This window comes from Vibrio nomapromontoriensis (assembly GCF_050337205.1).
In the GTDB taxonomy this organism is placed as follows: domain Bacteria; phylum Pseudomonadota; class Gammaproteobacteria; order Enterobacterales; family Vibrionaceae; genus Vibrio; species Vibrio nomapromontoriensis.
Map to the genome: position 1 here is coordinate 101,624 of NZ_JAKJSS010000011.1, position 22,606 is coordinate 124,229.

The 22,606-nt window shown below is 44.2% G+C and carries 24 protein-coding genes, 1 tRNA gene and 2 pseudogenes; 18 read left to right on the forward strand and 9 right to left on the reverse strand.

Translation table 11 applies throughout. The annotated features are described in order from the left end of the window. Positions 1-11 precede the first annotated feature (11 nt). The 7 genes from ybeY (at position 12) to crr (ending at position 7,155) form a co-directional block, all read left to right on the forward strand. Positions 12-476: an rRNA maturation RNase YbeY gene (gene ybeY, locus L4D05_RS15085; protein ID WP_428794596.1), complete on the forward strand. Its 465-nt coding sequence runs from the start codon at positions 12-14 to the stop codon at positions 474-476. Between the two features lie 63 nt (positions 477-539). Continuing rightward, positions 540-1,436 (forward strand): CNNM family magnesium/cobalt transport protein CorC, encoded by an 897-nt coding sequence (gene corC / locus L4D05_RS15090; RefSeq protein WP_428752574.1) that lies wholly within the window; start codon positions 540-542, stop codon positions 1,434-1,436. Positions 1,437-1,476: 40 nt separating this feature from the next. Then, entirely contained in the window at positions 1,477-2,982 is a 1,506-nt protein-coding gene (lnt, locus tag L4D05_RS15095) for an apolipoprotein N-acyltransferase (protein ID WP_428794517.1), read from the forward strand. Between the two features lie 228 nt (positions 2,983-3,210). After that, the gene (gene cysK, locus L4D05_RS15100) at positions 3,211-4,179 is read left to right on the forward strand and encodes a cysteine synthase A (RefSeq protein WP_428752576.1); all 969 of its coding nucleotides are present in this window, start codon (positions 3,211-3,213) and stop codon (positions 4,177-4,179) included. A 301-nt stretch (positions 4,180-4,480) separates the two neighbouring features. Continuing rightward, positions 4,481-4,738: an HPr family phosphocarrier protein gene (locus L4D05_RS15105; protein ID WP_102470818.1), complete on the forward strand. Its 258-nt coding sequence runs from the start codon at positions 4,481-4,483 to the stop codon at positions 4,736-4,738. A gap of 138 nt (positions 4,739-4,876) precedes the next feature. Further along, positions 4,877-6,604 (forward strand): phosphoenolpyruvate-protein phosphotransferase PtsI, encoded by a 1,728-nt coding sequence (gene ptsI / locus L4D05_RS15110; RefSeq protein WP_428752577.1) that lies wholly within the window; start codon positions 4,877-4,879, stop codon positions 6,602-6,604. A gap of 41 nt (positions 6,605-6,645) precedes the next feature. Continuing rightward, entirely contained in the window at positions 6,646-7,155 is a 510-nt protein-coding gene (gene crr, locus L4D05_RS15115) for a PTS glucose transporter subunit IIA (RefSeq protein WP_250618487.1), read from the forward strand. 91 nt (positions 7,156-7,246) lie between these two features. On the opposite strand, the gene yfcE is transcribed toward crr, so the two are convergent. The 3 genes and pseudogenes from yfcE to L4D05_RS15130 all read right to left on the reverse strand — a co-directional run. After that, positions 7,247-7,792 (reverse strand): phosphodiesterase, encoded by a 546-nt coding sequence (gene yfcE, locus L4D05_RS15120; RefSeq protein ID WP_428794518.1) that lies wholly within the window; start codon positions 7,790-7,792, stop codon positions 7,247-7,249. Between the two features lie 50 nt (positions 7,793-7,842). After that, positions 7,843-7,984: pseudogene (locus L4D05_RS15125) on the reverse strand (CBS domain-containing protein); the annotation flags it as partial. Next, positions 7,981-8,309, reverse strand: a pseudogene (locus L4D05_RS15130) (DUF1538 family protein); the annotation flags it as partial. The pseudogenes L4D05_RS15125 and L4D05_RS15130, both read right to left, overlap by 4 nt. 312 nt (positions 8,310-8,621) lie before the next feature. Here L4D05_RS15130 and L4D05_RS15135 point away from each other — a divergent pair. The 5 genes from L4D05_RS15135 (at position 8,622) to L4D05_RS15155 (ending at position 13,214) form a co-directional block, all read left to right on the forward strand. Then, positions 8,622-9,536, forward strand: a complete 915-nt coding sequence (locus L4D05_RS15135) for a TIGR01777 family oxidoreductase (RefSeq protein WP_428794519.1) — start codon at positions 8,622-8,624, stop codon at positions 9,534-9,536. A gap of 67 nt (positions 9,537-9,603) precedes the next feature. Further along, positions 9,604-10,431 carry an SDR family oxidoreductase gene (locus L4D05_RS15140; protein WP_428794520.1) on the forward strand — a complete coding sequence of 276 codons (828 nt, stop codon included), beginning with the start codon at positions 9,604-9,606 and terminating at the stop codon, positions 10,429-10,431. A gap of 390 nt (positions 10,432-10,821) precedes the next feature. Next, positions 10,822-11,676, forward strand: a complete 855-nt coding sequence (locus L4D05_RS15145) for a co-chaperone YbbN (RefSeq protein ID WP_428794521.1) — start codon at positions 10,822-10,824, stop codon at positions 11,674-11,676. 156 nt (positions 11,677-11,832) lie between these two features. Continuing rightward, on the forward strand, positions 11,833-12,765 hold the full coding sequence (locus L4D05_RS15150) for an SPFH domain-containing protein (RefSeq protein ID WP_428752584.1): 933 nt from the start codon (positions 11,833-11,835) through the stop codon (positions 12,763-12,765). Beyond that, on the forward strand, positions 12,762-13,214 hold the full coding sequence (locus L4D05_RS15155) for an NfeD family protein (RefSeq protein ID WP_428752585.1): 453 nt from the start codon (positions 12,762-12,764) through the stop codon (positions 13,212-13,214). The genes L4D05_RS15150 and L4D05_RS15155 overlap by 4 nt, the downstream gene beginning before the upstream one ends. Before the next feature lie 77 nt (positions 13,215-13,291). On the opposite strand, the gene L4D05_RS15160 is transcribed toward L4D05_RS15155, so the two are convergent. The 3 genes from L4D05_RS15160 to L4D05_RS15170 form a co-directional block, all read right to left on the reverse strand. Beyond that, positions 13,292-13,618, reverse strand: coding sequence for a hypothetical protein (locus L4D05_RS15160; protein WP_428794522.1), 327 nt, complete (start codon positions 13,616-13,618; stop codon positions 13,292-13,294). 205 nt (positions 13,619-13,823) lie between these two features. Beyond that, entirely contained in the window at positions 13,824-15,020 is a 1,197-nt protein-coding gene (locus L4D05_RS15165; protein WP_265674576.1) for a DEAD/DEAH box helicase, read from the reverse strand. A gap of 152 nt (positions 15,021-15,172) precedes the next feature. Beyond that, positions 15,173-15,249 (reverse strand) — tRNA-Arg (locus tag L4D05_RS15170). Positions 15,250-15,454: 205 nt separating this feature from the next. On the opposite strand from L4D05_RS15170, the gene folD reads away from it, so the two are divergent. Together folD and L4D05_RS15180 are read left to right on the forward strand one after the other, a co-directional pair. After that, positions 15,455-16,318 (forward strand): bifunctional methylenetetrahydrofolate dehydrogenase/methenyltetrahydrofolate cyclohydrolase FolD, encoded by an 864-nt coding sequence (gene folD / locus L4D05_RS15175; RefSeq protein WP_428752587.1) that lies wholly within the window; start codon positions 15,455-15,457, stop codon positions 16,316-16,318. Positions 16,319-16,553: 235 nt separating this feature from the next. After that, entirely contained in the window at positions 16,554-16,805 is a 252-nt protein-coding gene (locus L4D05_RS15180; protein ID WP_265674574.1) for an HPr family phosphocarrier protein, read from the forward strand. A gap of 160 nt (positions 16,806-16,965) precedes the next feature. On the opposite strand, the gene L4D05_RS15185 is transcribed toward L4D05_RS15180, so the two are convergent. Together L4D05_RS15185 and L4D05_RS15190 are read right to left on the reverse strand one after the other, a co-directional pair. After that, positions 16,966-17,943, reverse strand: a complete 978-nt coding sequence (locus tag L4D05_RS15185; protein WP_428794523.1) for a lytic murein transglycosylase — start codon at positions 17,941-17,943, stop codon at positions 16,966-16,968. A gap of 38 nt (positions 17,944-17,981) precedes the next feature. Beyond that, positions 17,982-18,260, reverse strand: coding sequence for a YcgL domain-containing protein (locus L4D05_RS15190; RefSeq protein WP_428752589.1), 279 nt, complete (start codon positions 18,258-18,260; stop codon positions 17,982-17,984). A 179-nt stretch (positions 18,261-18,439) separates the two neighbouring features. Here L4D05_RS15190 and minC point away from each other — a divergent pair, with 179 nt between their 5' ends. Genes minC through minE form a run of 3 tightly spaced genes read left to right on the forward strand, consistent with a single transcriptional unit; the run spans position 18,440 to position 20,201 of the window. Then, the gene (minC, locus tag L4D05_RS15195) at positions 18,440-19,102 is read left to right on the forward strand and encodes a septum site-determining protein MinC (protein ID WP_428794524.1); all 663 of its coding nucleotides are present in this window, start codon (positions 18,440-18,442) and stop codon (positions 19,100-19,102) included. 19 nt (positions 19,103-19,121) lie between these two features. Beyond that, the gene (gene minD / locus L4D05_RS15200) at positions 19,122-19,934 is read left to right on the forward strand and encodes a septum site-determining protein MinD (protein WP_102470797.1); all 813 of its coding nucleotides are present in this window, start codon (positions 19,122-19,124) and stop codon (positions 19,932-19,934) included. A gap of 3 nt (positions 19,935-19,937) precedes the next feature. Next, complete coding sequence (gene minE / locus L4D05_RS15205; protein WP_250618504.1) at positions 19,938-20,201, forward strand: cell division topological specificity factor MinE; 264 nt, start codon at positions 19,938-19,940, stop codon at positions 20,199-20,201. Positions 20,202-20,290: 89 nt separating this feature from the next. Here minE and rfaH read toward each other — a convergent pair whose 3' ends face one another. Next, positions 20,291-20,785 carry a transcription/translation regulatory transformer protein RfaH gene (rfaH, locus tag L4D05_RS15210; RefSeq protein WP_428752592.1) on the reverse strand — a complete coding sequence of 165 codons (495 nt, stop codon included), beginning with the start codon at positions 20,783-20,785 and terminating at the stop codon, positions 20,291-20,293. A gap of 321 nt (positions 20,786-21,106) precedes the next feature. Here rfaH and L4D05_RS15215 point away from each other — a divergent pair, with 321 nt between their 5' ends. Further along, positions 21,107-22,498: a peptide MFS transporter gene (locus L4D05_RS15215; protein WP_428794525.1), complete on the forward strand. Its 1,392-nt coding sequence runs from the start codon at positions 21,107-21,109 to the stop codon at positions 22,496-22,498. Positions 22,499-22,606: the final 108 nt, after the last annotated feature.

A 22,606-nucleotide genomic window follows, 5' to 3' on the forward strand; every position in this document is an offset into this window, starting at 1 on the left:
ATAGGTAAATGATGAGCATTGAACTTGATCTACAGTTAGCGGTCGAATCTGAAGAAGGGTTGCCTTCTCACGCTGAGTTTCAGCAATGGCTAGACAAAGCGATTATCCCGTTTCAAAAGGAAGCGGAGCTGACGATTCGAATAGTGGATGATGCAGAAAGCCAACAGCTCAACCACGACTATCGCGGGAAAGACAAGCCAACCAATGTCTTGTCATTTCCATTTGAAACGCCTCCTGGGATCGAAATGAATTTGCTTGGCGACCTAATTATTTGCCGCCAAGTCGTAGAAAAAGAAGCGAAAGAGCAGTCAAAAACCTCAACTGCACACTGGGCACATATGGTTGTACATGGCAGCCTTCATCTGCTAGGTTATGATCATATTGATGACGAAGAAGCTGACGAAATGGAAGCTTTAGAGACCGAAATCATGTTAGATATGGGCTTTGAAGACCCGTATATAGCAGAGAAACAATAGAGGCGTTTTGCCTCTTCTTATGTGCGCTATCACACGTCTGATAGCATTCTGAATTGAGAAATCATGAACGAAGAGTCTTCTCCCTCTAACCCCGAGGGAAACAGTAAAAAATCAGAAGGTCCGAGTAGAAAGTCCTTCTTTGAGCGCCTAGGTCAAATATTTCAAGGTGAACCAAAAGATCGCCAAGAGCTTGTAGATGTCATTCGTGACTCTGAAGTCAATGACCTAATAGACCATGACACACGAGATATGCTTGAAGGTGTCATGGAAATTTCCGAAATGCGAGTCCGCGATATCATGCTACCTCGCTCACAAATGGTCACTATCGAACGTTCCGACGACTTCGATAAACTGATTGGGCTAATGACCGATGCGCAGCATTCTCGTTACCCTGTCATCAGTGAAGATAAAGACCATGTGGAAGGTATTCTCTTAGCTAAGGACCTACTCCGTTACTTGGGCTCGAATAGCGCCCCTTTTGACATTGAAGAAGTGATTCGCCCTGCTGTGGTAGTACCGGAAAGTAAACGTGTTGATCGCTTACTTAAGGAATTCCGCGAGGAACGCTATCACATGGCTATCGTCGTTGATGAATTTGGCGGTGTTTCTGGTCTAGTGACCATTGAAGACATCCTCGAAGAAATTGTTGGCGAAATCGAAGACGAATTTGACGATGATGATGAGCTCGATATCAGAAAGCTGAGCAAACATACGTTTGCAGTCAAAGCTCTCACGACCATCGAAGAATTCAATGACACCTTTGGTTCAACCTTCAGTGATGAAGAAGTTGATACTGTTGGTGGCTTAATTATGACCGCATTCGGTCACTTACCTGTTAGAGGGGAAGTGGTCGAAATAGAAAACTATACCTTTAAAGTGACAGCGGCGGATAATCGTCGAGTGGTGCAAGTTCAAGTTACCATTCCCGATCTAGAAGCAGCATCGAGTGTCGAAGAATAACGATACCTTGTGTCCACCGGTTAAGTGAGACCACCATTAAATGAAGAATTATCTTCGCCTATTGCGGCCCGTTGGGGCCGCTTTTGTTGGCGCCAGTACAACCCTAGCCTTCGCTCCCTATCAACTGTGGCCACTTGCTCTGCTAAGTCCACTTATCCTACTGCTTCTGCTGCAAGGACAAACCGCTCGGCGTGCACTTTTTATTGGCTACGCATGGGGTTTTGGCCAATTTGCGACCGGCATTAGTTGGGTCCACGTTAGTATCGATAATTTTGGCGGTATGCCGAAATTCGCTAGCGTACTTCTAATGACTCTATTGGTGGGTTACCTGTCCATCTATTCAGCATTATTTGCTTGGTCATTAAACCGTTTTTTCCTAAAAGATAATCGTACACGCTACCTTCTTGCTGCCCCTGCGCTATGGCTCATCTTTGACTGGGCTCGTGGCTGGGTGATGACAGGATTCCCTTGGTTATGGTTAGGTTATAGTCAAATAGACGGGCCGCTAGCCAGCTATGCCCCTATGGGTGGTGTTGAGCTCATTACGCTACTGATCATCATCACGTCAGCGAGTATAGCTTACGCGATTCGAAGCAAACATTGGCTTATAACCCTTATTCCTCTGGTCATTTTTTCAGTCGGATTCGGGTTACGTCACTATGAGTGGGTAACACCGGATACCACCCGCACGAAGAGTGTGGCACTCATACAAGGTAACGTTGACCAAGCGCTAAAATGGCTACCAAGCCAACGCTGGCCGACGATTATGAAATACACCGATCTTAGCCGAGAAAACTGGGACGCCGACATCATCATCTGGCCAGAAGCCGCTATTCCAGCAATGGAATTTGAACTGCCGTCTTTCCTAAGTAATTTAGACTCGGCGGCCAAGATGAACAATACGGCCATCATCACAGGTGTTATCAATAAGTCAGAGTCTGACGAATACTACAACAGCATTCTGGTTGTGGGACAAACCCCTTATGGGGACTATGAGCTTGATCTTGACGAGCGTTTTCACAAGCACCACTTATTGCCGTTTGGAGAGTTTGTTCCATTTGAAGATCTTCTTCGTCCAATCGCGCCGTTTTTTAACTTGCCGATGTCTTCGTTTAGTCGCGGGGCATATGTACAACCCAATATCGTTGCCAATGGCATGCATTTAGCACCGGCTTTATGTTATGAGATCATTTTTAACGAACAGGTTCGACAGAATGTGACGCCAGAAACAGACTACTTGCTCACACTCTCTAACGATGCCTGGTTTGGTCGCTCGATTGGTCCCTTACAGCATATGGAGATAGCTCGAATGCGAGCATTAGAGCTTGGAATACCATTAATACGTTCAACCAACAACGGCATTACAGCTGTCACGGATCATAACGGCAAAATTACTGCGCAAATCCCTCAGTTTGAAACCGCGGTGTTGCGTACAGAGGTCACGCCGACAAACGGGACAACTTGGTACAGAGAGGTCGGGACATGGCCTCTTTATGGTTGGGTGCTGTTATGTTTAGCGTGGGGGTGGTACCTGCGTAGGAAATGATTCATAGCGGCATAGCCCAAGTGAAAACATCGCGTCATTGCAATCAATGACAACGCCGTTTTCACTTGGGCTATGCGCTTTATTTACGTGGCTGACACGATCAATTCAAGCTTTCCATACTTTCTTCCATAATATATAACTATTTAATTCTTCTCCCCCACCCAACAAAATCATATTCTTATCATGTAATCGCTGACCGATACGGTTAACTGAATGAAGGAACATATAATGAGCAAGATCTACGAAGACAACTCTCTCACCATTGGTAACACTCCCCTAGTTCGCCTCAACAAAGTTAGTAACGGTAACGTCCTAGCTAAAGTTGAAGCTCGTAACCCTAGTTTCAGTGTTAAGTGTCGTATCGGCGCCAACATGATTTGGGAAGCAGAGAAAGACGGAAGACTAAAAGCAGGCGTTGAGCTTGTTGAACCAACAAGTGGGAACACAGGTGTCGCACTGGCTTTCGTTGCCGCTGCTCGCGGATACAAACTGACACTAACCATGCCAGAGTCCATGAGTCTAGAACGTCGTAAATTACTCAAAGCGCTAGGCGCTAATCTAGAGCTCACCGAAGCAGCGAAAGGCATGAAAGGCGCTATTGCCAAAGCCGAAGAGATTGTTGCCTCTAATCCAGAAAAATACCTTCTGTTGCAACAGTTCAATAACCCAGCAAACCCGGCTATCCATGAAAAAACAACGGGCCCGGAAATTTGGGACGCTACAGATGGCGAAATTGACGTGTTCGTCGCTGGCGTAGGTACTGGTGGTACCATTACTGGTACGAGCCGCTACATTAAAGGCGAAAAAGGCAAAGCAATCATTTCTGTTGCAGTCGAGCCAACAGAGTCGCCAGTCATTAGCCAAGCGCTCGCGGGTGAAGAAATCAAGCCAGCACCACACAAAATTCAAGGTATCGGTGCAGGTTTCATCCCAGAGAACCTAGATTTAGACATCATCGACCGTGTTGAACTTGTAACATCTGATGAAGCGATTGAGATGGCGCGTCGTCTCATGGAGGAAGAAGGGATCCTTGCTGGCATCTCTTCAGGAGCGGCTGTTGTTGCTGCCAATAAGCTAGCAGAACTCCCTGAATTTAAAGGAAAAACCATAGTTACAGTACTACCAAGCTCAGGTGAGCGTTACCTAAGTTCAGCATTATTCGCAGGTATATTCACTGACAAAGAGATTCAGCAATAATATGTTGCCAAATCAAATTTTGATTTAAAAAAGCCCCTTTATGGGGCTTTTTTGTTGAATCTCTGTCAGCCTTTGGTAATATCAGGTCAGTTTTATTTTAAGCTTAAAAATAAATAAGCGATTTAAAGAATAGTCGTAGGGTATGGAGACAGCGAAGACTGCAATCATAGCCTACAATTCAAGACCGATGCAGCGCTTAATGAATCATGACTTTAGTCCTATAGCAGGAACAAACAAATGACGCTAAGCTTGGCTTTAGTTAAGAAAACAAACATAAAATAAATCAATTGGGGTAATAAAAATGTACGAGAAGCAAGTAGAAATCACAGCAGAAAATGGTCTTCACACTCGTCCTGCAGCGCAGTTCGTTAAAGAAGCAAAATCTTTTGACGCTGACATCACTGTGACTTCTAACGGCAAAAGCGCTAGCGCAAAAAGCCTATTCAAACTACAGACTCTAGGTCTAGTTAAAGGTACTAACGTAACTATCTCTGCTGAAGGCCCACAAGCTCAACAAGCAGTAGACCACCTAGTTGCTCTAATGGACGAGCTTCACTAAGCAGCCATCATTCTTCTAAAGCCATTTTGTCGAAAGCAAAGTGGCTTTATTGGAAATAGCGCTGACTATCAGCTACACATAAGTGTAGCAACGTAAGTCACCCTTTCTTTATACATTTGACCACATTAAGGTAAAGCTATGATTTCAGGCATCCTAGCATCTCCTGGTATTGCGATCGGTAAAGCATTACTACTTCAAGAAGACGAAATTGTTCTTAACAAAGCAGCCATCTCTGATGACCAAGTAGAAGCGGAAGTTCAGCGTTTCTTTGACGCTCGTAACAAATCGTCTGCTCAACTAGAAATTGTTAAGCAAAAAGCACTAGAAACTTTTGGTGAAGAAAAAGAAGCCATCTTCGAAGGCCACATCATGCTTCTTGAAGATGAAGAGCTCGAAGAAGAGATCTTAGCTCTCATCAAGAAAGACAAAATGTCTGCGGACCACGCAATTTACACCGTAATCGAAGAGCAAGCGTGTGCACTTGAATCTTTAGATGATGAATACCTAAAAGAGCGTGCTACGGATATCCGTGATATCGGTACTCGATTTGTGAAAAACGCACTTGGCATCAATATCGTGTCACTTAGCGACATCAATGAACAAGTGATCCTTGTTGCTTACGACTTAACACCTTCTGAAACAGCGCAAATCAACCTAGACTACGTACTTGGTTTTGCTTGTGACATCGGTGGCCGTACTTCGCACACCTCTATCATGGCTCGTTCACTTGAACTTCCTGCTATCGTTGGTACTAACGATATCACTAAGCAAGTTAAGAACGGCGACATGTTGATTCTTGATGCGATGAACAACAAAATCATCATCAATCCTTCTGAAGCACAACTTGCAGAAGCGAAACAAGTCCGTGAGTCGTTCCTTGCTGAAAAAGAGGAACTTGCAAAACTTAAAGACCTACCAGCTGAAACTCTAGACGGACACCGTGTAGAAGTTTGTGGCAACATCGGTACCGTAAAAGACTGTGACGGTATCAACCGTAACGGCGGTGAAGGTGTTGGTCTGTATCGTACTGAATTCCTATTCATGGACCGCGATTCTCTTCCTACCGAAGAAGTGCAATACCAAGCGTATAAAGAAGTTGCAGAAGCGATGAATGGCCACTCAATTATTATCCGTACTATGGATATTGGTGGTGATAAAGACCTTCCGTACATGGACCTTCCAAAAGAAATGAACCCATTCCTAGGCTGGCGTGCGGTTCGTATTAGCTTGGATCGTCGTGAAATTCTACGTGATCAAGTACGCGGTATCCTACGTGCATCTGCACACGGTAAGCTTCGCATTATGTTCCCGATGATTATTTCTGTTGAAGAAATCCGCGAACTTAAGAAAGCTATCGAAGAATACAAAGCGGAACTTCGCGCAGAAAACATCGCATTTGATGAAGATATTGAAATCGGTGTAATGGTAGAAACACCTGCTGCTGCAGCGATTGCTCACCACCTAGCGAAAGAAGTTTCCTTCTTTAGTATTGGTACTAACGACTTAACTCAGTATACTCTAGCAGTAGACCGTGGTAACGAGCTAATTTCTCACCTATACAACCCACTTTCACCAGCGGTATTAACCGTAATTAAACAGGTGATCGACGCTTCGCATAAAGAAGGCAAGTGGACGGGTATGTGTGGCGAGCTTGCTGGCGACGAACGCGCGACGTTACTTCTACTAGGCATGGGCCTAGATGAGTTTAGTATGAGCGGCATTTCTATTCCTAAGGTTAAGAAAGTTATCCGTAACGCTAACTTCGCAGAAGTAAAAGCTATGGCGGATGAAGCGCTAGAAATGGCGACTGCTGCAGAAATTGAAGCGCACGTCGAAAAATTTATCGCAGAAAAGACAAACTGCTAATATAATTGAGCAGAATAAAATCAAACCTTTAGGAGCACAACATGGGTCTCTTTGACAAACTGAAGAAGCTAGTATCTGACGACAGCGCTGACGCTGGTGCAATCGAAATCATCGCACCACTATCTGGTGAGATCGTAAACATCGAAGACGTGCCAGATGTCGTTTTTGCTGAGAAAATCGTTGGTGATGGTATTGCTATCAAACCAGCTGGCGACAAAATGGTCGCTCCTGTAAACGGTACTATCGGTAAGATCTTCGAAACGAACCACGCGTTCTCTATCGAATCTGACGACGGCATCGAGCTATTTGTTCACTTTGGTATCGACACTGTTGAGTTAAAAGGTGAAGGCTTTAAGCGTATCGCTGAAGAAGGTCAAACTGTTAAAGCAGGCGACACTGTTATCGAATTCGATCTAGCACTTCTTGAAGAAAAAGCTAAATCAACGCTGACTCCAGTTGTTATCTCTAACATGGACGAAATCAAAGAGCTTAATAAGCTATCTGGTTCTGTTACTGTTGGTGAAACACCAGTACTACGCGTAACTAAGTAATCAGCAAACTAAGAAATTAGTTACTCGTTAATTAGATACGTCGAAAAAACGCAGCCAATGGCTGCGTTTTTTTAACTCTAAAATATGTCGACTATAGTTCAATAGAACAAAGTACATCCCCAGTAAATGTTTTGACACTCAATGTATTACCCTCAAAAAAACCATAGCTTGCAGCGTAGCCTTCACGCGGGAAAGTAATAGAGCCAGGATTAAAAATGACTTGTTCTTCATCCCAGTGAGCAACCGGGATATGCGTATGTCCATGAACAATCACATCGCCTTTTTTAAGCTGAGGGCGTTTAGCTGCATTATATAAATGGCCATGCGTTAAAAATAAACGCTTGCCCGATGGCAATAACACCCATGCATAATCAGCCATCATAGGAAAGTGAAGTAGCATTTGGTCAACTTCACTATCGCAATTACCTCTAACGGCAATAATTTCAGATTGATAGTCGTTAAGTAATGCCGCGACTTCTGGTGGGTTATAACTTTCCGGAACCGGGTTTCTTGGACCATGGTTAAGAACATCACCTAGAATCACAAGGTGCTGCGCTCCCGACTGACGGTAGGCTTCTAATACTTGTTGAGTCGCACTGACACTACCATGTAGGTCTGATGCAAAGAATAATTTCACGGATTTACCTCCAACACACGTTATGAGGCTATTGTAACTTAGTTTACCCGCTATTCCTCACGTGCCATGCCATTCACAACAATATTGATAACTAACCATACCAATAATCTTACCGTCTTCGATAACGGGTGCTCGGCTGATTCCAAACCGCTCAAAAAGACGGGCACAGTACTTAACATTCATATTGGGATTGGCCAATCTGTCAGTATTCGAATGACGCCAAGAATAATAGCAAGCCCTACTAATAAGGCTACAAGCAAACGAAGATCCATGACGTAGCCCTGCATTGACTCTTCCGTCATTGTAAACACTCCCACTTCAGCCGCCACCATTGCCAAACCAAACACAAAGAAAGTGAGCCCTAATACTACGAGCAGTAGACCGAAAAGTATCGAGAGCACATTGGGAAGCGGCTCTTGAAGCACGACTAGTTGGAAAAAAGCACCACAAATACAATGGGCATTAAATCTTTCAAACTATTGAGCATGACATGTATGAGGGCTTTCATCCCTTGCACGCTTTTCTCCCATTCCGCATATCGTACATTTAGAATGGCAAAGAATATTGTAAGAAGATGTGATAATTGCAACATCCATGTAACCTAGTCAGAATTACTCACCATTCTGTGATCTCAGCCATTTAACGATACGCGTTATTAGAGTTAGTCAATAAAGCTATTTCATTGCTATATTTACTTAATGGCGTTAAATCATTTACCTATAGTCAGATAATCTCATGCGGCAGTATCACCACTGCTTGGTGCGCAAACACCACAACAAGTAATGTAGAACTATAAGGCTTAGTGGTTAAAAGCAATAAGGGAGATCGAATGCATCTGTTAGTGACCGGTGGTACTGGATTTATCGGTAAAGAACTACTTAAACACCTCACCACACACACGGTTACCGTGATCAGTCGTGATGTTGAAGCAGCAAAATTGACACTCCAACATACCGATTTGGGAAACATTACTTACTTAGCCACTCTCGATACGTTTGATGACCTCAATGCATTCGATGGTGTCATTAACCTTGCCGGTGAGCCCATTGCAGACAAGCGCTGGTGCGATGATCAGAAAAAAATCATTTGCGATAGCCGGTGGAATACCACCGAAAAATTAGTCACTCTTATTCATGCCAGTACCGAGCCACCAAGTGTCGTAATTAGCGGCTCAGCCGTCGGCTATTATGGCGATCAGCAATCTCATCCTTTCGATGAGAGCTTACAGGTACACCAACATTCGTTTGCTCACAACGTATGCGAAAAATGGGAATCCATTGCAATGAGAGCCCAGTCAGCACGAACGCGCGTTTGTCTATTACGCACCGGAGTCGTATTGGGCGAAAATGGTGGTGCGCTAAGCAAGATGTTACTCCCTTACAAGTTGGGTCTTGGCGGTCCAATTGGGCATGGTAAGCAGTACCTACCATGGATCCATATACTCGATATGGTAAGAGGTATCGTCACCCTACTCGACACTCCCCATGCTCAAGGACCTTACAATTTTTGCGCGCCCCATGCTGTCTCTAATGCACTGTTTAGCCGAATATTGGCGAGGACCCTAAATCGCCCCCACTTTTTAATGACGCCAGCATGGCTAATAAAGATAATCATGGGGGAATCGTCATGCTTATTGCTAGACAGTGTACGCGCCAAGCCCAAACGCTTAACTGAAATCGGGTTTAACTTTTCTTTTCCTCATGTAGAACCCGCATTGAAAAATATTCTTATTAAAAGTCGATAACGCTTGTCTCAACCGTGTACTCATCGCTATGGTGAAGCTTCGAAAGGACTAAGGCGTTAACTCTAAAATGAAAAAAGCGATATTAATCACAGGTTGCTCCAGCGGTATTGGCTATACCGCTGCACATGAACTCAATCAACGTGGCTATCATGTCATAGCGTCATGTCGCTCAATAGAAGACGTTAAACGTCTTCAAAATGAAGGGCTAACTTGTATTCAATTGGATCTGGCTGATGCCAAGAGCATCCAACTTGGGGTACAAAAGACTCTCGACCTATGTGAAGGACGGCTATATGGTTTATTCAATAACGGAGCCTACGGACAACCAGGAGCGTTAGAAGATCTCCCAACTGATGCACTGAGAGCGCAATTTGAGGCTAATTTCTTTGGCTGGCATGAATTAGTTCGACTCATTTTACCCATTATGCGCCAACAAAATGAAGGGCGTATTATCCAGAATAGTTCCGTCCTTGGTTTCGCCGCAATGAAATATCGAGGGGCTTATAACGCCTCTAAATTTGCACTGGAAGGATGGACAGATACGTTGCGTTTAGAGTTGCACTCATCCAACGTCCGTATTGCTTTAATTGAACCCGGCCCTATCGAAACACAATTTCGAAGCAATGCTAAAATCGCTTTTCTTAAATGGATCAACGTCGAAGCCAGCATCCATAAAACCGAATATCAAAAGCAACTGCAACGCCTCTCCGTCACAGAATCGAACAATCAATTTGTGCTACCTCCAGAGTCCTGTCTCCCGGCATTGATTCATGCCCTAGAGTCCACACGGCCCAAACTCAGGTACCGAATCACTACGCCAACGAAGATCTTTGCGGTACTAAAAAGACTGTTACCAGGAAAGTGGCTTGATCCTATATTGCGAAAAGCTGCATAGAATTCGTTCATTTGTAATTTTAGTGTCACAAAGTATCGATATATTACTCAATATAGGCTCACGGCAATCTGTTTTATCGCCGTGACTTTCTAAAAGGATCATCACAGATCCAATAACTTGCAGTGATTAATCTGGATACGACAATATGACGTTAAATCAGCTTAACTGGGTCGCTGTGGGGGTGACACTCGCCTATTTTGTTTGGTTTTAACTCCCCCAAACAGCGATACCAAAAACACCATGAACACCGTGCTGAAAAGTACGGTGTTTTGGTTTCTACGCCTTGCTTAATGTCTTTATGACCTTGAATCTTCTTATGACCTTGAATTTCTGCTCTTTCATACCAATCTTGCTTGTAGAACTAACGTGAATACAAACAAGGACTATTGGATGCAACCACCGTACATTGTTGATCTGAATGAGCAAAATTTTCGCCAAGTATTAGAAGGCTCCATGAGCACTCCGGTACTCATTCATTTCTGGGCGCCGATGAGTGAAGAAAGCGTTCAAATGATCCCATCATTGAAAGCGTTAACAGAACAATACAGCGGCGCTTTTACTCTAGCCCTGTTGAACTGCGAAGAGCAACAAGCCATTGCAGGTCAATTTGGCGTACAAACGCTGCCGACGATTGCATTATTCGTCAATGGTCAGCCTGTAGATGGGCTAGGCGGTCCTCAGCCTCTTGAAGCCATCACAGCCATGTTAACAAAACACCTTCCTAGCCAAGATGAATTGACGGCACAAAAAGCATTAGAATTGACTCAGCAAGACGCGCATACCGAAGCGCTAACTCTCTTTGCTACGTTATCAGAAGAGTACCAAAGCAAGGGTGAAATCAAGCTTGCAAGAGCAAACAGCTTATTAGAAACCAATCAATTCGAACTCGCAGAAGCTATGCTAGACAGCATTCCGCTAGAATATAAAGATAACTACTATAAATCGTTGGTTTCTAAACTTGAGCTGCATAAACAAGCTGCCGATAGTCCAGAAATTCAATCACTAGAGGCCGCTCTCAAAGCGTCTCCTGACGGACTCAAAATCGCTGCAGAATTGGCGCTGCAATACCATCAAGTCAGCCGAGATGAAGAAGCCCTTGCGCTGCTTTGGGGCTACGTGAGCCGCGATCTCAATGCTCTAGATGGCGAGCTCAAGAAAACCTTCATGGATATCCTCTCAGCCCTAGGACAAGGTAATCCCGTCGCCGGTAAATATCGCCGACAGCTCTACTCCTTGCTTTACTAATTAATTAAAAGGGAGGCTAAGCCTCCCTTTTAATTAAATAATTGATATTATTTACAATTTAGTTACTTCACTAAATACACACCTATACACTATTCCATTTGCGCTCACGCTCATATTGATCCAGAATGGATTAAATTTTATACAAGGAGTTGACTCATGGCTATTGATGCAATGGTTACTATTGGTGGTTTTATCCTCGTCGCTATCGTGTTTTTGGTGGCTGGGGTAAAAACGGTATCACAGGGCGACAACTGGACTGTCGAACGTTTCGGGCGCTACACCCATACTCTGAGACCCGGACTGAACCTCATCATTCCATTCGTCGACTCTATTGGCAATAAAGTCAATATGATGGAGCGCGTACTTGATATCCCACCACAAGAGGTCATTAGTAAAGATAATGCCAATGTGGTCATTGATGCTGTCTGCTTTGTGCAAGTCATCGACGCGGCTAAAGCCGCCTATGAGATCACTGATCTTGAACATGCTATTCGCAATCTTACTCTCACTAATATGCGTACCGTACTTGGCTCAATGGAGCTTGATGAAATGCTCAGCCAGCGTGACTCCATAAATACTAAGTTGCTTGCTATCGTTGATGAGGCAACCAACTCTTGGGGTGTAAAAGTAACTCGCATCGAAATCCGTGATGTCCAGCCACCAGCCGACCTCACCGCTGCGATGAATGCTCAAATGAAAGCCGAACGAAACAAGCGTGCTGAAGTTTTAGAAGCGGAAGGGGTAAGACAGGCTCAGATTTTACGTGCCGAAGGACACAAGCAATCCGAAATCTTAAAGGCAGAAGGTGAAAAGCAAGCTGCTATACTTCAAGCAGAAGCGCGAGAAAGAGCCGCCGAAGCAGAAGCTAAGGCAACTGAGATGGTGTCGATGGCTATCGCCCAAGGTGATATGCAAGCAGTTAACTACTTTATCGCCCAAGGTTATACTGACGCTCTAAAATCGATTGGCCAAGCCGAGAACGGCAAGATCATAATGCTACCACTCGAAGCAACTGGGCTAATGGGCTCAGTGGCTGGCATCGCGGAAATGTTCAATCAATCAAAAGCCGATAACAAGGATAAAGCGTGATTGAGTTATTAAACCAAGTTAACTACTGGCACTGGCTTGCATTTGGGTTACTTCTGTTATGTGGGGAGCTACTCGGTACCGCTGGCTATTTATTGTGGCTTGGGATCTCTGCTATGTTGGTTGGCATCATTGTCGCCTTTCTGCCAATCAGTTGGCAGCTACAATGGGTAAGCTTTGGCGTATTTGCCCTTGTGCTCACGTGGCTATGGTGGCGTAAGCAGCATAAGACCGACATACGCTCAGATAATAACCGAGAACTGAACCAAAAAGATAAGCAGCTGATCGGTCAAACCGCCGTGTTAGAGCACGATATCAGTAAAGGTAAGTGCAGAATTAATCTTGGTGACACCTCATGGACGGCCTATAGTGATGAACCCATAGCCTCGGGATCACTCGTACGAGTTATTGATGTAGACGGCATTACACTTTTGATCGAGAAAGCTGATTAAGCGATCTAAAAATCGTTAAAGTAATCAAATAAGCATAATCGGCAAAACATGTACCCTAAGCAGCTCAACCGAGCTGCTTATTCTTTCTCCATCAATTGAAAGTTAAAGGCTTTTCCTTTCGAGACTAAGGTATTCAATGTCTGACCAACACAGCTATTTTTGCTATGTTTGTTGTGCGCACTCACTAACCCTTTACGATCTATCTTGATGACTTGCTTTCCATCCATACTGCGATAATACGCAATCCGGTTTTGATCTTGATATTCCGCAAATAAGGTTATTGAGCCGCTGCGGTAGGGTTTACCGACCTCACACACCACAACATCAGGAAAGCCATCAAATACTTCGGCATTGGCCATAAAGGCTAAACAAATCCCCCCTAACCCCCACCAGCGTCTTACCATAATATTCCTCTCCCTCACACAACCGCCACAAATAATACGCCAGCCCTTACCAGCCAGCATTGTTAATAACCTAGTATAATTTCAACATGTAGTTAGGATAATTAGTGAATATTAGGGTAATGAATAACACTATTCTCCAAGCGTAAAAAAGCCCCTAATGAAACACTAGAGGCTATGGGTCATCCGTTATCGTTTATCGCTACGATTATCGCTCTTCGCTATTACGCTTATGCTTTGGTACATAATTTAAAATCGAAATCGGCACTGGTTTACGAGGTTCAAAACCTTCAATCTCCACGCGCTCAAGCAAGTGCCCTAATCGACTTTCGATCATGCATAAATTCTTAAAGTTGTCTTTCGATACTAAAGATACTGCCTCGCCCGCCGCTTCTGCTCGCCCTGTACGACCAATTCGGTGCACATATTCATCTGCCGGAAATGGTAAGTCATAGTTAATCACAACCGGTAAGTTTTCAATATCGATACCACGCGCTGCAACACCTGTCGACACCAAGTATTGAATATTCCCAGCCTTAAAGTCTTCAATCAGCTGCTGACGAACTTTTTGGTTACGGCCACTATGAAACGCTTCTGCTTGAATTCCGCGCTTCTCAAGCTGGCTTACTAGCTTTGCTGCGCCGTGCTTCGTCTCAATAAAAATCAGCGCTTGAGACCATGAGTTCTCTGTTAATAAATGGCTTAACAATGATGACTTAATATCTTTGTCAACCGTCACAATCCATTGCTTAATGTTTCCCTTCGACGCACTATGTTTAGCGATACTGATTTCTGATGGGTTATCAATTGCGCTGCGAGCCAATTCTCGAACTGGATTAGATAACGTGGCAGAAAACAGCAGTGTTTGCGCGTCTTCTGGTACCCGAGCAATAATCTTGTTAATCGCTTCAATGAAGCCCATATCAAGCATTTTGTCAGCTTCGTCCAATACCAAGCATTCCACTTCATCAAAGTGAATAGCATGTTGTCCATAAAGGTCTAACAATCTGCCCGGTGTTGCCACCACAATATCAATACCATCAATTAACGCTTGCTTCTGTGGGGCATAATCAACACCACCGTACATCGCCATCGATTTTAATGATAACTCTTGGCCGTATGTTTCAATGCTCTGGTGAACTTGTTGCGCTAACTCTCGTGTCGGAGTCAAAATAAGCGCTCTTGCCCGCTTCTTACGCTGGGTTTCCGCTCGACTTAATTTTTCTAGAATAGGCAACACGAAACTCGCCGTTTTACCTGTACCTGTTTGCGCCGCAGCAAGAAGATTGTCACCGTTTAAAATCAGGGGAATCGCTTTATTCTGAATCGTAGTAGGCTTGTCGTAACCTACTTTTTCAATCGCATTCAGTAATGGGGCACTGAGCCCAAGTTTAGTAAACGGCATAAAGAGTCTCTCACATTGTCGATGACGCGCTAGTAATAACGCGTGATGAATGACGCGCAATAAGGTGATGATAGTGTAGCAGATACGATATATATCGCAGAAAAAGCAAAACCCCTGATAACTCAAGGAGCTATCAGGGGTTTCTTAATAAATGGCGCGCCCTGTAGGATTCGAACCTACGACCACATCCTTAGAAGGGACGTGCTCTATCCAGCTGAGCTAAGGGCGCGCTACAGGGAAAGGATTATACGAGATGAACTCGGTAAATCAATGGCTTTCTTACTCTTTGTGATTCAAATGCCCAAAAAAACCACAACCTATCAGTCAATGGTGATATTTCAAACGAGGCAAACGTTTGCTTTCTGGCTTTTGAAATACTTTTCTGGGACAATACACACAAAAATAACAGCCAATTAACTTTCTCAAGGAAAATTATGACTGCTCAAAACATCGATGGGAAACTTATTTCTCAAACTGTCCGCTCTGAAGTCGCTGCACGAGTAAAAGCACGTACCGATGCTGGCCTTAGGGCACCGGGCTTAGCGGTTGTTCTGGTAGGTGAAGATCCTGCCTCACAAGTTTACGTCGGAAGTAAGCGCAGAGCGTGTGAAGAAGTGGGATTTGTTTCTAAGTCTTATGATCTGCCTGCAAACGCAAACCAAGATGAGCTATTAAGCCTTGTAGATACACTTAATAACGACCCTGAAGTAGATGGTATTTTAGTGCAATTGCCTCTCCCCGCAGGCATTGACGACACGCTTATTCTTGAGCGCATCATCCCAGAGAAAGACGTTGATGGTTTCCATCCCTACAATGTAGGTCGACTCGCTCAACGTATGCCTAAACTACGCTCTTGCACACCAAAAGGTATTATTACCCTATTAGATCGCTACAACATCCCAATGCGTGGCAAACATGCTGTCGTCGTTGGTGCATCTAATATCGTCGGCCGCCCTATGACACTTGAGCTTCTACTTGCTGGCTGCACCACAACGACGTGTCATCGCTTCACTAAAGATCTAGAAGGTCATGTTCGTCAAGCCGATATCGTCGTGGTTGCCGTTGGTAAACCTAACTTCATTCCTGGTAACTGGATCAAGAAAGGCGCTGTTGTTGTCGATGTGGGTATCAACCGAATGGACGATGGCAAATTAGTTGGCGATGTGGAATATGATGTAGCGAAGAATAACGCCAGCTTTATCACCCCCGTCCCAGGTGGTGTTGGCCCAATGACCGTGGCAAGTTTGATTGAAAACACCATGATTGCCTGCGAACAGTTCCACACGGTTAAAAAGTAACCCGCAACTTTTCAACGCTGCGAATACGCTAACACCTCAATTTGAGACATCAAGTTGAGGTGTTTTTACTTTTAACGCATATAAATCAATATAATAATTAATACTGGTTCTCATTTTTTCCCAATATACGTTTTGACAATTGGCATTTTGCACTTAGGTCACGGTTTTTCGACCGTTCCTCAGATAGAACTAGCTGAAACGGAAAAATCATACTGAATCATGAGGATAAGACACTATGTACAAAAAGAGTGCCACGATTACTGCTGAAAGCGGCCTTCATACACGTCCTGCCGCCCTATTTGTTAAAGAAGCAAAAAAGTATGCGGAAGACGTAGAGCTTATCTCGCAAGGCAAAAGCGCCACCGCAAAGAATCTCTTCAAAATCCAAACATTAAACTTGGTAAAAGGGACGGAAGTAACCGTTCAGTCCTCCAATCGCCAAGCGGTTGACGAGCTCACTCGCTTTTTGGAAGGGGTAACCGGCTAGGTAACGCCATCGGAAAAGTATAAATAGTTACCGGAATAGATAATAGAAAGGCCTTAAGGTAAAGATTCTTAAGGCCTTTCTTGTAAAATTCGTGTCATAAATACAAAGCTATCGATAAAGAACTGTCGATAATGAACTATCGACACAGAATCAACGCGTATTAATCCATTGCAATTCGGTCAGCCAAATGACTAACAGCGAGCGCAAAATAATACGAACGGTTCCACTTCATCAATACATTGTAATTGTTATAAACCAGGTACACGCGACCATTTTCGTCATCAGGCATAATTAACCATGCCTTAATGTCTTCATCTAGCTGTGGCAATGGACGACCATCATAACGAGTGACGCCAAGCTTACTCCACTCTTGAAGATACTTACCTTTTTCAGCCTCTCGCCCTTGTAACTCGGGTGAAATACCGTGAGGGACTTTAACTTGGCGTCCCCATGTATAACTGTCATCCCATCCCGACTGGGCAAGATAATTGGCAGTCGACGCAAAAACATCGGCTTCTGAGTTCCAAATATCCTTTTTCCCATCACCGTTACCATCGGCAGCAAAGTTTAAAAAAGAGCTCGGCATGAACTGACTTTGCCCCATTGCCCCCGCCCATGAACCTTTCATTTTATCCGGGGCAATATGTCCTTGCTCCAAAATAGTCAGTGCCGCTAATGCTTCTTTACGGAAAAAGGCTTCACGTCGCCCTTCATAGGCTAAAGTCGACAACGCATCAATAACTCGATAATTGCCCGTAAAGGTACCAAAGTTGCTCTCTACGCCCCAAAGCGCGACGATAAAGCGAGACTGAACACCATATTCATCCGCGGCTTGCTGAAGTTCAGCGTAGTATTTTTGGTGCAATTCTTTGGCTTTTTTGACTTTCCAGTCTGGCACCGCTCGCGGTATATATTCGTCTAGTGTTAGCTTTTTCTCAGGTTGATTTCGATCAGCAGTTACCGCTCTTGGCTTAAACTCAACGCCTTGAAATGCTTCTGTTAAGATCTGTTGCGAGATACCTAACGACTTTGCTTCTTGCTTTAAGCCTTCAACATACTCTTCAAAGCTTCCTTTTTCTGATGCTAGTACGCTCGCCGATAAGCTCACGCCTAACACAACTGATAACATTCTTTTCAAAGTGCCCTCCCCAGAGCGTCTTCACCGGTTTGTCTTTATTATTTTTTCTGCGCCTTTTTTCGCTCTTTGTAAGTTTCGAGCAAATTCTCTTGCGGTGGTGGTAGCTGTAAGAAAAAACCCTCATTTTGTAATGACTGTTTAACGATATCGACATCCACTTGGGCAAGCGTTCGGCCATCCAATTTTACTACCATAACTAACGTCGGTTTTCCGAACATTTCAAGTAAGGCGTCAGGAACCTGTGAAAAGTCATCTTTCTTAGTGATATAGAGGTAAGCCCCTTGCTTTTTTGCACTTTTATAAATTGAACAAAGCATTGATATGTCTCTTTTGCCATCGCGGTTTTTGTCGAAAAAAAGGCGATACAGGTTGTTTAATCGAAAATGAGAGTAAATTATCTATTTGGGAGCAAGATAGCTTGCTGTCTTTAGTGTTGAAATATAACATGATTAGCCTAACCTAAAGCAATGTCATTGGCACAAGGATTTGATCATTAATGTCACCATCCCCTGATTTGAAAGGCAGTAGCTTCACTTTATCGGTGTTGCATCTTTCTGACAACGATGTGTCTAAAGCCGTTCACTTTTTACAAGAAAAAGTTAAGCAAGCTCCGACCTTTTTTACTGCGGCACCCGTTGTCTTGAATATCAGCCAAGTCCACGACGACATACAGTTTCTCGACCTAAAACTCGGCATCGAAGAAGCCGGAATGATCCCTGTCGGCGTGACGGGCTGTAAAGATAAACGTACCCAAAATCTAGCATCTGATGCTGGGTTTGCCATTATGACAGCAAGTAAAGCGCCTGCTAAAGCGCCCGCTAAAATGGAGCCAACTAAAATAATTCGCACTCCCGTACGTTCAGGACAACAAGTTTATGCCAAAAATGGCGACTTGGTTATTTTAAGCCACGTGAGTGCCGGTGCTGAAGTGATTGCTGACGGTACCATTCATATTCATGGCACACTCCGAGGACGCGCGATTGCAGGCGCTAGCGGCTCCACCGAAGCAAAAATCCTCTGCCACGATTTACAAGCTGAACTAGTGTCCATTGCAGGTAACTACTGGCTTAGCGATCAGATTGAAAGTGAATACTGGGGAAAAAAAGTTATGTTTGGCATGACAGACGATAGCCTCAGATTTGACATTCTCACGATATAGAAATTAAGGAATAAGAATAATGGCCCGCATTATTGTTGTAACATCAGGAAAAGGTGGCGTAGGGAAAACAACCTCTAGCGCTGCTATCGCCTCTGGTCTTGCATTAAAAGGTAAGAAAACGGCAGTGATTGATTTTGATATTGGTTTGCGTAACCTCGATCTAATCATGGGCTGTGAGCGTCGCGTTGTTTATGACTTCGTTAATGTCATCAATGGCGAAGCAACATTGAATCAAGCGTTAATAAAAGATAAGCGTACCGATAACCTATTTATCCTTCCAGCTTCACAAACTCGCGATAAAGATGCACTAACACGTGACGGTGTGCGTCGCGTACTCGATGACCTTGATGAGATGGGCTTTGACTTTGTCATTTGTGACTCACCTGCTGGTATTGAGCAAGGGGCGTTAATGGCGCTGTACTTCGCAGATGAAGCCATTGTGACCACAAACCCAGAAGTGTCTTCTGTGCGAGACTCTGACCGAATCCTTGGCATTCTCGACTCTAAATCAAGACGAGCAGAAGAAAGCCTAGAGCCCGTCAAACAGCACCTACTGTTAACTCGTTACAACCCGACGCGCGTAAACCAAGGTGAAATGCTATCAGTAGAAGATGTTGAAGAAATTTTACACATCTCATTACTTGGCGTGATTCCAGAGAGCCAAGCGGTGCTAAACGCCTCAAACAAAGGGGTACCGGTAATTTTCGACAATGAGTCAGACGCCGGATTGGCCTACAATGACACGGTTGAGCGCTTATTAGGAGAGCAGGTGGATTTCCGCTTCCTAACCGAGCAGAAGAAAGGTATTTTCAAACGTTTATTTGGGGGTTAATGCATGTCATTACTTGAATTTTTCCGCCCACAAAAGAAAAACTCGGCAAATCTTGCCAAAGAACGACTGCAAATCATTGTGGCTGAGCGCCGCAGTGAAGGCTCGCCATCCCCCTCTTATTTACCGCAATTGAAAGAAGATATTCTGAAGGTCATTGCTAAATACGTCGACGTGGATCCATCAATGGTCGATCTTTCATTTGAGCATAAAGATGATGATATCTCTGTACTCGAATTGAATGTTCAATTGCCTGAGGATGAAAGGTAAGCGCCTCCTTATTTGAGATAAGGCCAAACGCTCACCTTTGAAAGCTAAGGCTCAATCATTTCTGATTGAGCCTTTAAATAACGCCTGTCTTATAGATCTAGGTCTTTATTATCAATGCTCACGGGTACCGGCTTACTGATTAGATTGACCAACATAATCGAACGCGTATCACCATCCTTCTCCTGAAAGATCGCATCAATACCTGCGAATTGACCTGCCGTCACTCGAACTTTTTGTCCAATGTCAGGGAGTGCACCTTCTTCCGCTTCAACATGCGAATAAACCGCTTGCTGAAGTTCAAACACCAGATCCCCTTGTACCTCTGTTGGCTGAGCACCAAAGCGAATAAAGTCAACCACGCCTCGCGTTGAGCGTATCGTGGTAAAAGAGGGACCAACTTCAAAATCAAACTGAATAAAAATGTACGAAGGAAACAGCGGCTCTTTGACCTTTTGTCTTTTTCCTCGTCGGATTCTTTCCACTTCGACTTCAGGGTAATAGCACTGTAAGCCTTGATTCTCTAAATGGAGCTTTGCTCTCGCTTGCTCACCGCGCTTACAATACAGTAAATACCAACGTTTCATTGTGTTCACTTAGCCTTAATTATTATAGTTCGCCTGCACTAACTGCCTTACATCGTACCACAAAGGCCACTTTTCCTAATAGGTAGTAGGGAGCTTCTTACAGCGCTTTATAGACAAAACAGTCACTTCCAACGCAATAAAAGTGAAATATTAGTTTCCAGCACGCAGCTCCCGTGCCTTCCTGGTTAAAAATTCTTACAATTTAACAACTTAGCTCAATCATTCAAATAGGCTATAAATCAACCCTATTGCAGTTTTTAATTTTGTTATGTATATCTTGATGCACATTATATTCTTTCATAACTAAAATTAGTAAAACTTATGACAGCACAACACAACATTTTAGGTCACCCTCGGGGGCTGTTTTTACTGTTTGGTACTGAGCTATGGGAACGTTTTTCCTATTATGCGATGCGTGCCATTTTGGTCCTTTTCCTCACTGACGCAACGATGAATGGCGGTATGGGTTGGTCCACTAAAGATGCTCTGGATTTATATGGCATCTATACTGGACTGGTTTATATCACCCCACTCATCGGTGGCTGGATTGCTGACAACTACTTAGGTCAACGTCGCTCAATCATCATCGGCGGCATTCTAATGGCCACAGGCCAGTTTACGCTTGCTATGCCTGTGGGTGCGATTGGACTGCCCGCTGAACAAGCTTTCTATCTAGGTCTGGCGTTGCTTATTGCTGGTAACGGCATGTTCAAGCCCAACATATCAACGATGGTTGGTGACCTTTACAAAGACGGTGACAACCGTCGTGATGGCGCGTTCACTATCTTCTATATGGGTATCAACTTAGGGTCGCTTTTAGCGGGTATCGCATCAGGTTCTGTAACTGGTTCTTACGGTTGGCGTGCAGGATTCTTGATTGCAGGTATCGGTATGGTGATCAGTATTGTGATGCAACTAACTCTGTCTAAGTCATGGTTAGGCGATATTGGTACCGTTCCTGCGGCAGCTCGCGCTCGAGCACTCAACAAAAGCAAGACGAAAGCGCCGTTAACTCGCGAAGAGCTAGATCGTCTTAAAGTCATTCTTATTATGGGCTTGTTTGTTATTGTATTCTGGGCTGGTTTTGAACAAGCTGGCGGCTTGATGAACATCTACACACAGCAATATACAGACCGCATGATTGGTAGCTTTGAAGTCCCTGCGGCTTGGTTCCAGTCTCTTAACCCGTTCTTTGTGATTACGCTTGCTCCCGTTCTAGCCGCACTTTGGGTAAAACTGGGTAAACGTGAACCTAACTCTCCAGTTAAATTTGCTTTGGCACTGTTCTTCCTTGCGCTTGGTTTCTTGTGCATGGTGGGTGCGGTAATGGAACAAGGCGGTGATACCAACGTGAAAACGTCTATGCTGTGGCTAGTGGGTGCTTTCTTCTTCCACACTTTAGGTGAGCTGTGTATTTCTCCTATTGGTCTGTCATTGGTAACCAAACTTGCTCCGCTACGTCTTGCTTCACTCATGATGGGTGCATGGTTTGGCTTTAACGCAATTGCAAACTACGTTGCTGGCTTGATTGGCTCACACGTGGGTGAGCTTGGCGCAATGTCCATCTTCGGTGGTATTGCTATCACAGCAGTTATTTCCGGCGTCATTTTGCTGTTATGCGCAAACACACTTGTAAAATGGATGCACGGTGCAGAGCAATCGACAACATCAAACGCTCAAGAAGTCGAAGAGCAACAAGCTCAGATCGCTTAATTGATTCGAAAAAAATAGATGCGTAACAAAAAACGCCACCCTAGATAGAGTGGCGTTTTTTATGTCTAATAGCCAGTACACGTCAATATCGTCTATGCTCGGTTCTTC

What these genes read in the sequence shown, in the direction of transcription:
- crr (WP_250618487.1), top strand. Translation starts at nt 6,646, where the DNA reads ATGGGTCTCTTTGACAAACTGAAGAAGCTAGTATCTGACGACAGCGCT.
- ybeY (WP_428794596.1), top strand. Translation starts at nt 12, where the DNA reads ATGAGCATTGAACTTGATCTACAGTTAGCGGTCGAATCTGAAGAAGGG.
- corC (WP_428752574.1), top strand. Translation starts at nt 540, where the DNA reads ATGAACGAAGAGTCTTCTCCCTCTAACCCCGAGGGAAACAGTAAAAAA.
- rfaH (WP_428752592.1), bottom strand. Translation starts at nt 20,785, where the DNA reads ATGAAACGTTGGTATTTACTGTATTGTAAGCGCGGTGAGCAAGCGAGA.
- L4D05_RS15165 (WP_265674576.1), bottom strand. Translation starts at nt 15,020, where the DNA reads ATGCCGTTTACTAAACTTGGGCTCAGTGCCCCATTACTGAATGCGATT.
- lnt (WP_428794517.1), top strand. Translation starts at nt 1,477, where the DNA reads ATGAAGAATTATCTTCGCCTATTGCGGCCCGTTGGGGCCGCTTTTGTT.
- L4D05_RS15150 (WP_428752584.1), top strand. Translation starts at nt 11,833, where the DNA reads ATGGCTATTGATGCAATGGTTACTATTGGTGGTTTTATCCTCGTCGCT.
- L4D05_RS15140 (WP_428794520.1), top strand. Translation starts at nt 9,604, where the DNA reads ATGAAAAAAGCGATATTAATCACAGGTTGCTCCAGCGGTATTGGCTAT.
- cysK (WP_428752576.1), top strand. Translation starts at nt 3,211, where the DNA reads ATGAGCAAGATCTACGAAGACAACTCTCTCACCATTGGTAACACTCCC.
- L4D05_RS15145 (WP_428794521.1), top strand. Translation starts at nt 10,822, where the DNA reads ATGCAACCACCGTACATTGTTGATCTGAATGAGCAAAATTTTCGCCAA.
- L4D05_RS15215 (WP_428794525.1), top strand. Translation starts at nt 21,107, where the DNA reads ATGACAGCACAACACAACATTTTAGGTCACCCTCGGGGGCTGTTTTTA.
- minD (WP_102470797.1), top strand. Translation starts at nt 19,122, where the DNA reads ATGGCCCGCATTATTGTTGTAACATCAGGAAAAGGTGGCGTAGGGAAA.
- minC (WP_428794524.1), top strand. Translation starts at nt 18,440, where the DNA reads ATGTCACCATCCCCTGATTTGAAAGGCAGTAGCTTCACTTTATCGGTG.
- L4D05_RS15135 (WP_428794519.1), top strand. Translation starts at nt 8,622, where the DNA reads ATGCATCTGTTAGTGACCGGTGGTACTGGATTTATCGGTAAAGAACTA.
- minE (WP_250618504.1), top strand. Translation starts at nt 19,938, where the DNA reads ATGTCATTACTTGAATTTTTCCGCCCACAAAAGAAAAACTCGGCAAAT.
- folD (WP_428752587.1), top strand. Translation starts at nt 15,455, where the DNA reads ATGACTGCTCAAAACATCGATGGGAAACTTATTTCTCAAACTGTCCGC.
- L4D05_RS15160 (WP_428794522.1), bottom strand. Translation starts at nt 13,618, where the DNA reads ATGGTAAGACGCTGGTGGGGGTTAGGGGGGATTTGTTTAGCCTTTATG.
- L4D05_RS15180 (WP_265674574.1), top strand. Translation starts at nt 16,554, where the DNA reads ATGTACAAAAAGAGTGCCACGATTACTGCTGAAAGCGGCCTTCATACA.
- L4D05_RS15190 (WP_428752589.1), bottom strand. Translation starts at nt 18,260, where the DNA reads ATGCTTTGTTCAATTTATAAAAGTGCAAAAAAGCAAGGGGCTTACCTC.
- L4D05_RS15105 (WP_102470818.1), top strand. Translation starts at nt 4,481, where the DNA reads ATGTACGAGAAGCAAGTAGAAATCACAGCAGAAAATGGTCTTCACACT.
- ptsI (WP_428752577.1), top strand. Translation starts at nt 4,877, where the DNA reads ATGATTTCAGGCATCCTAGCATCTCCTGGTATTGCGATCGGTAAAGCA.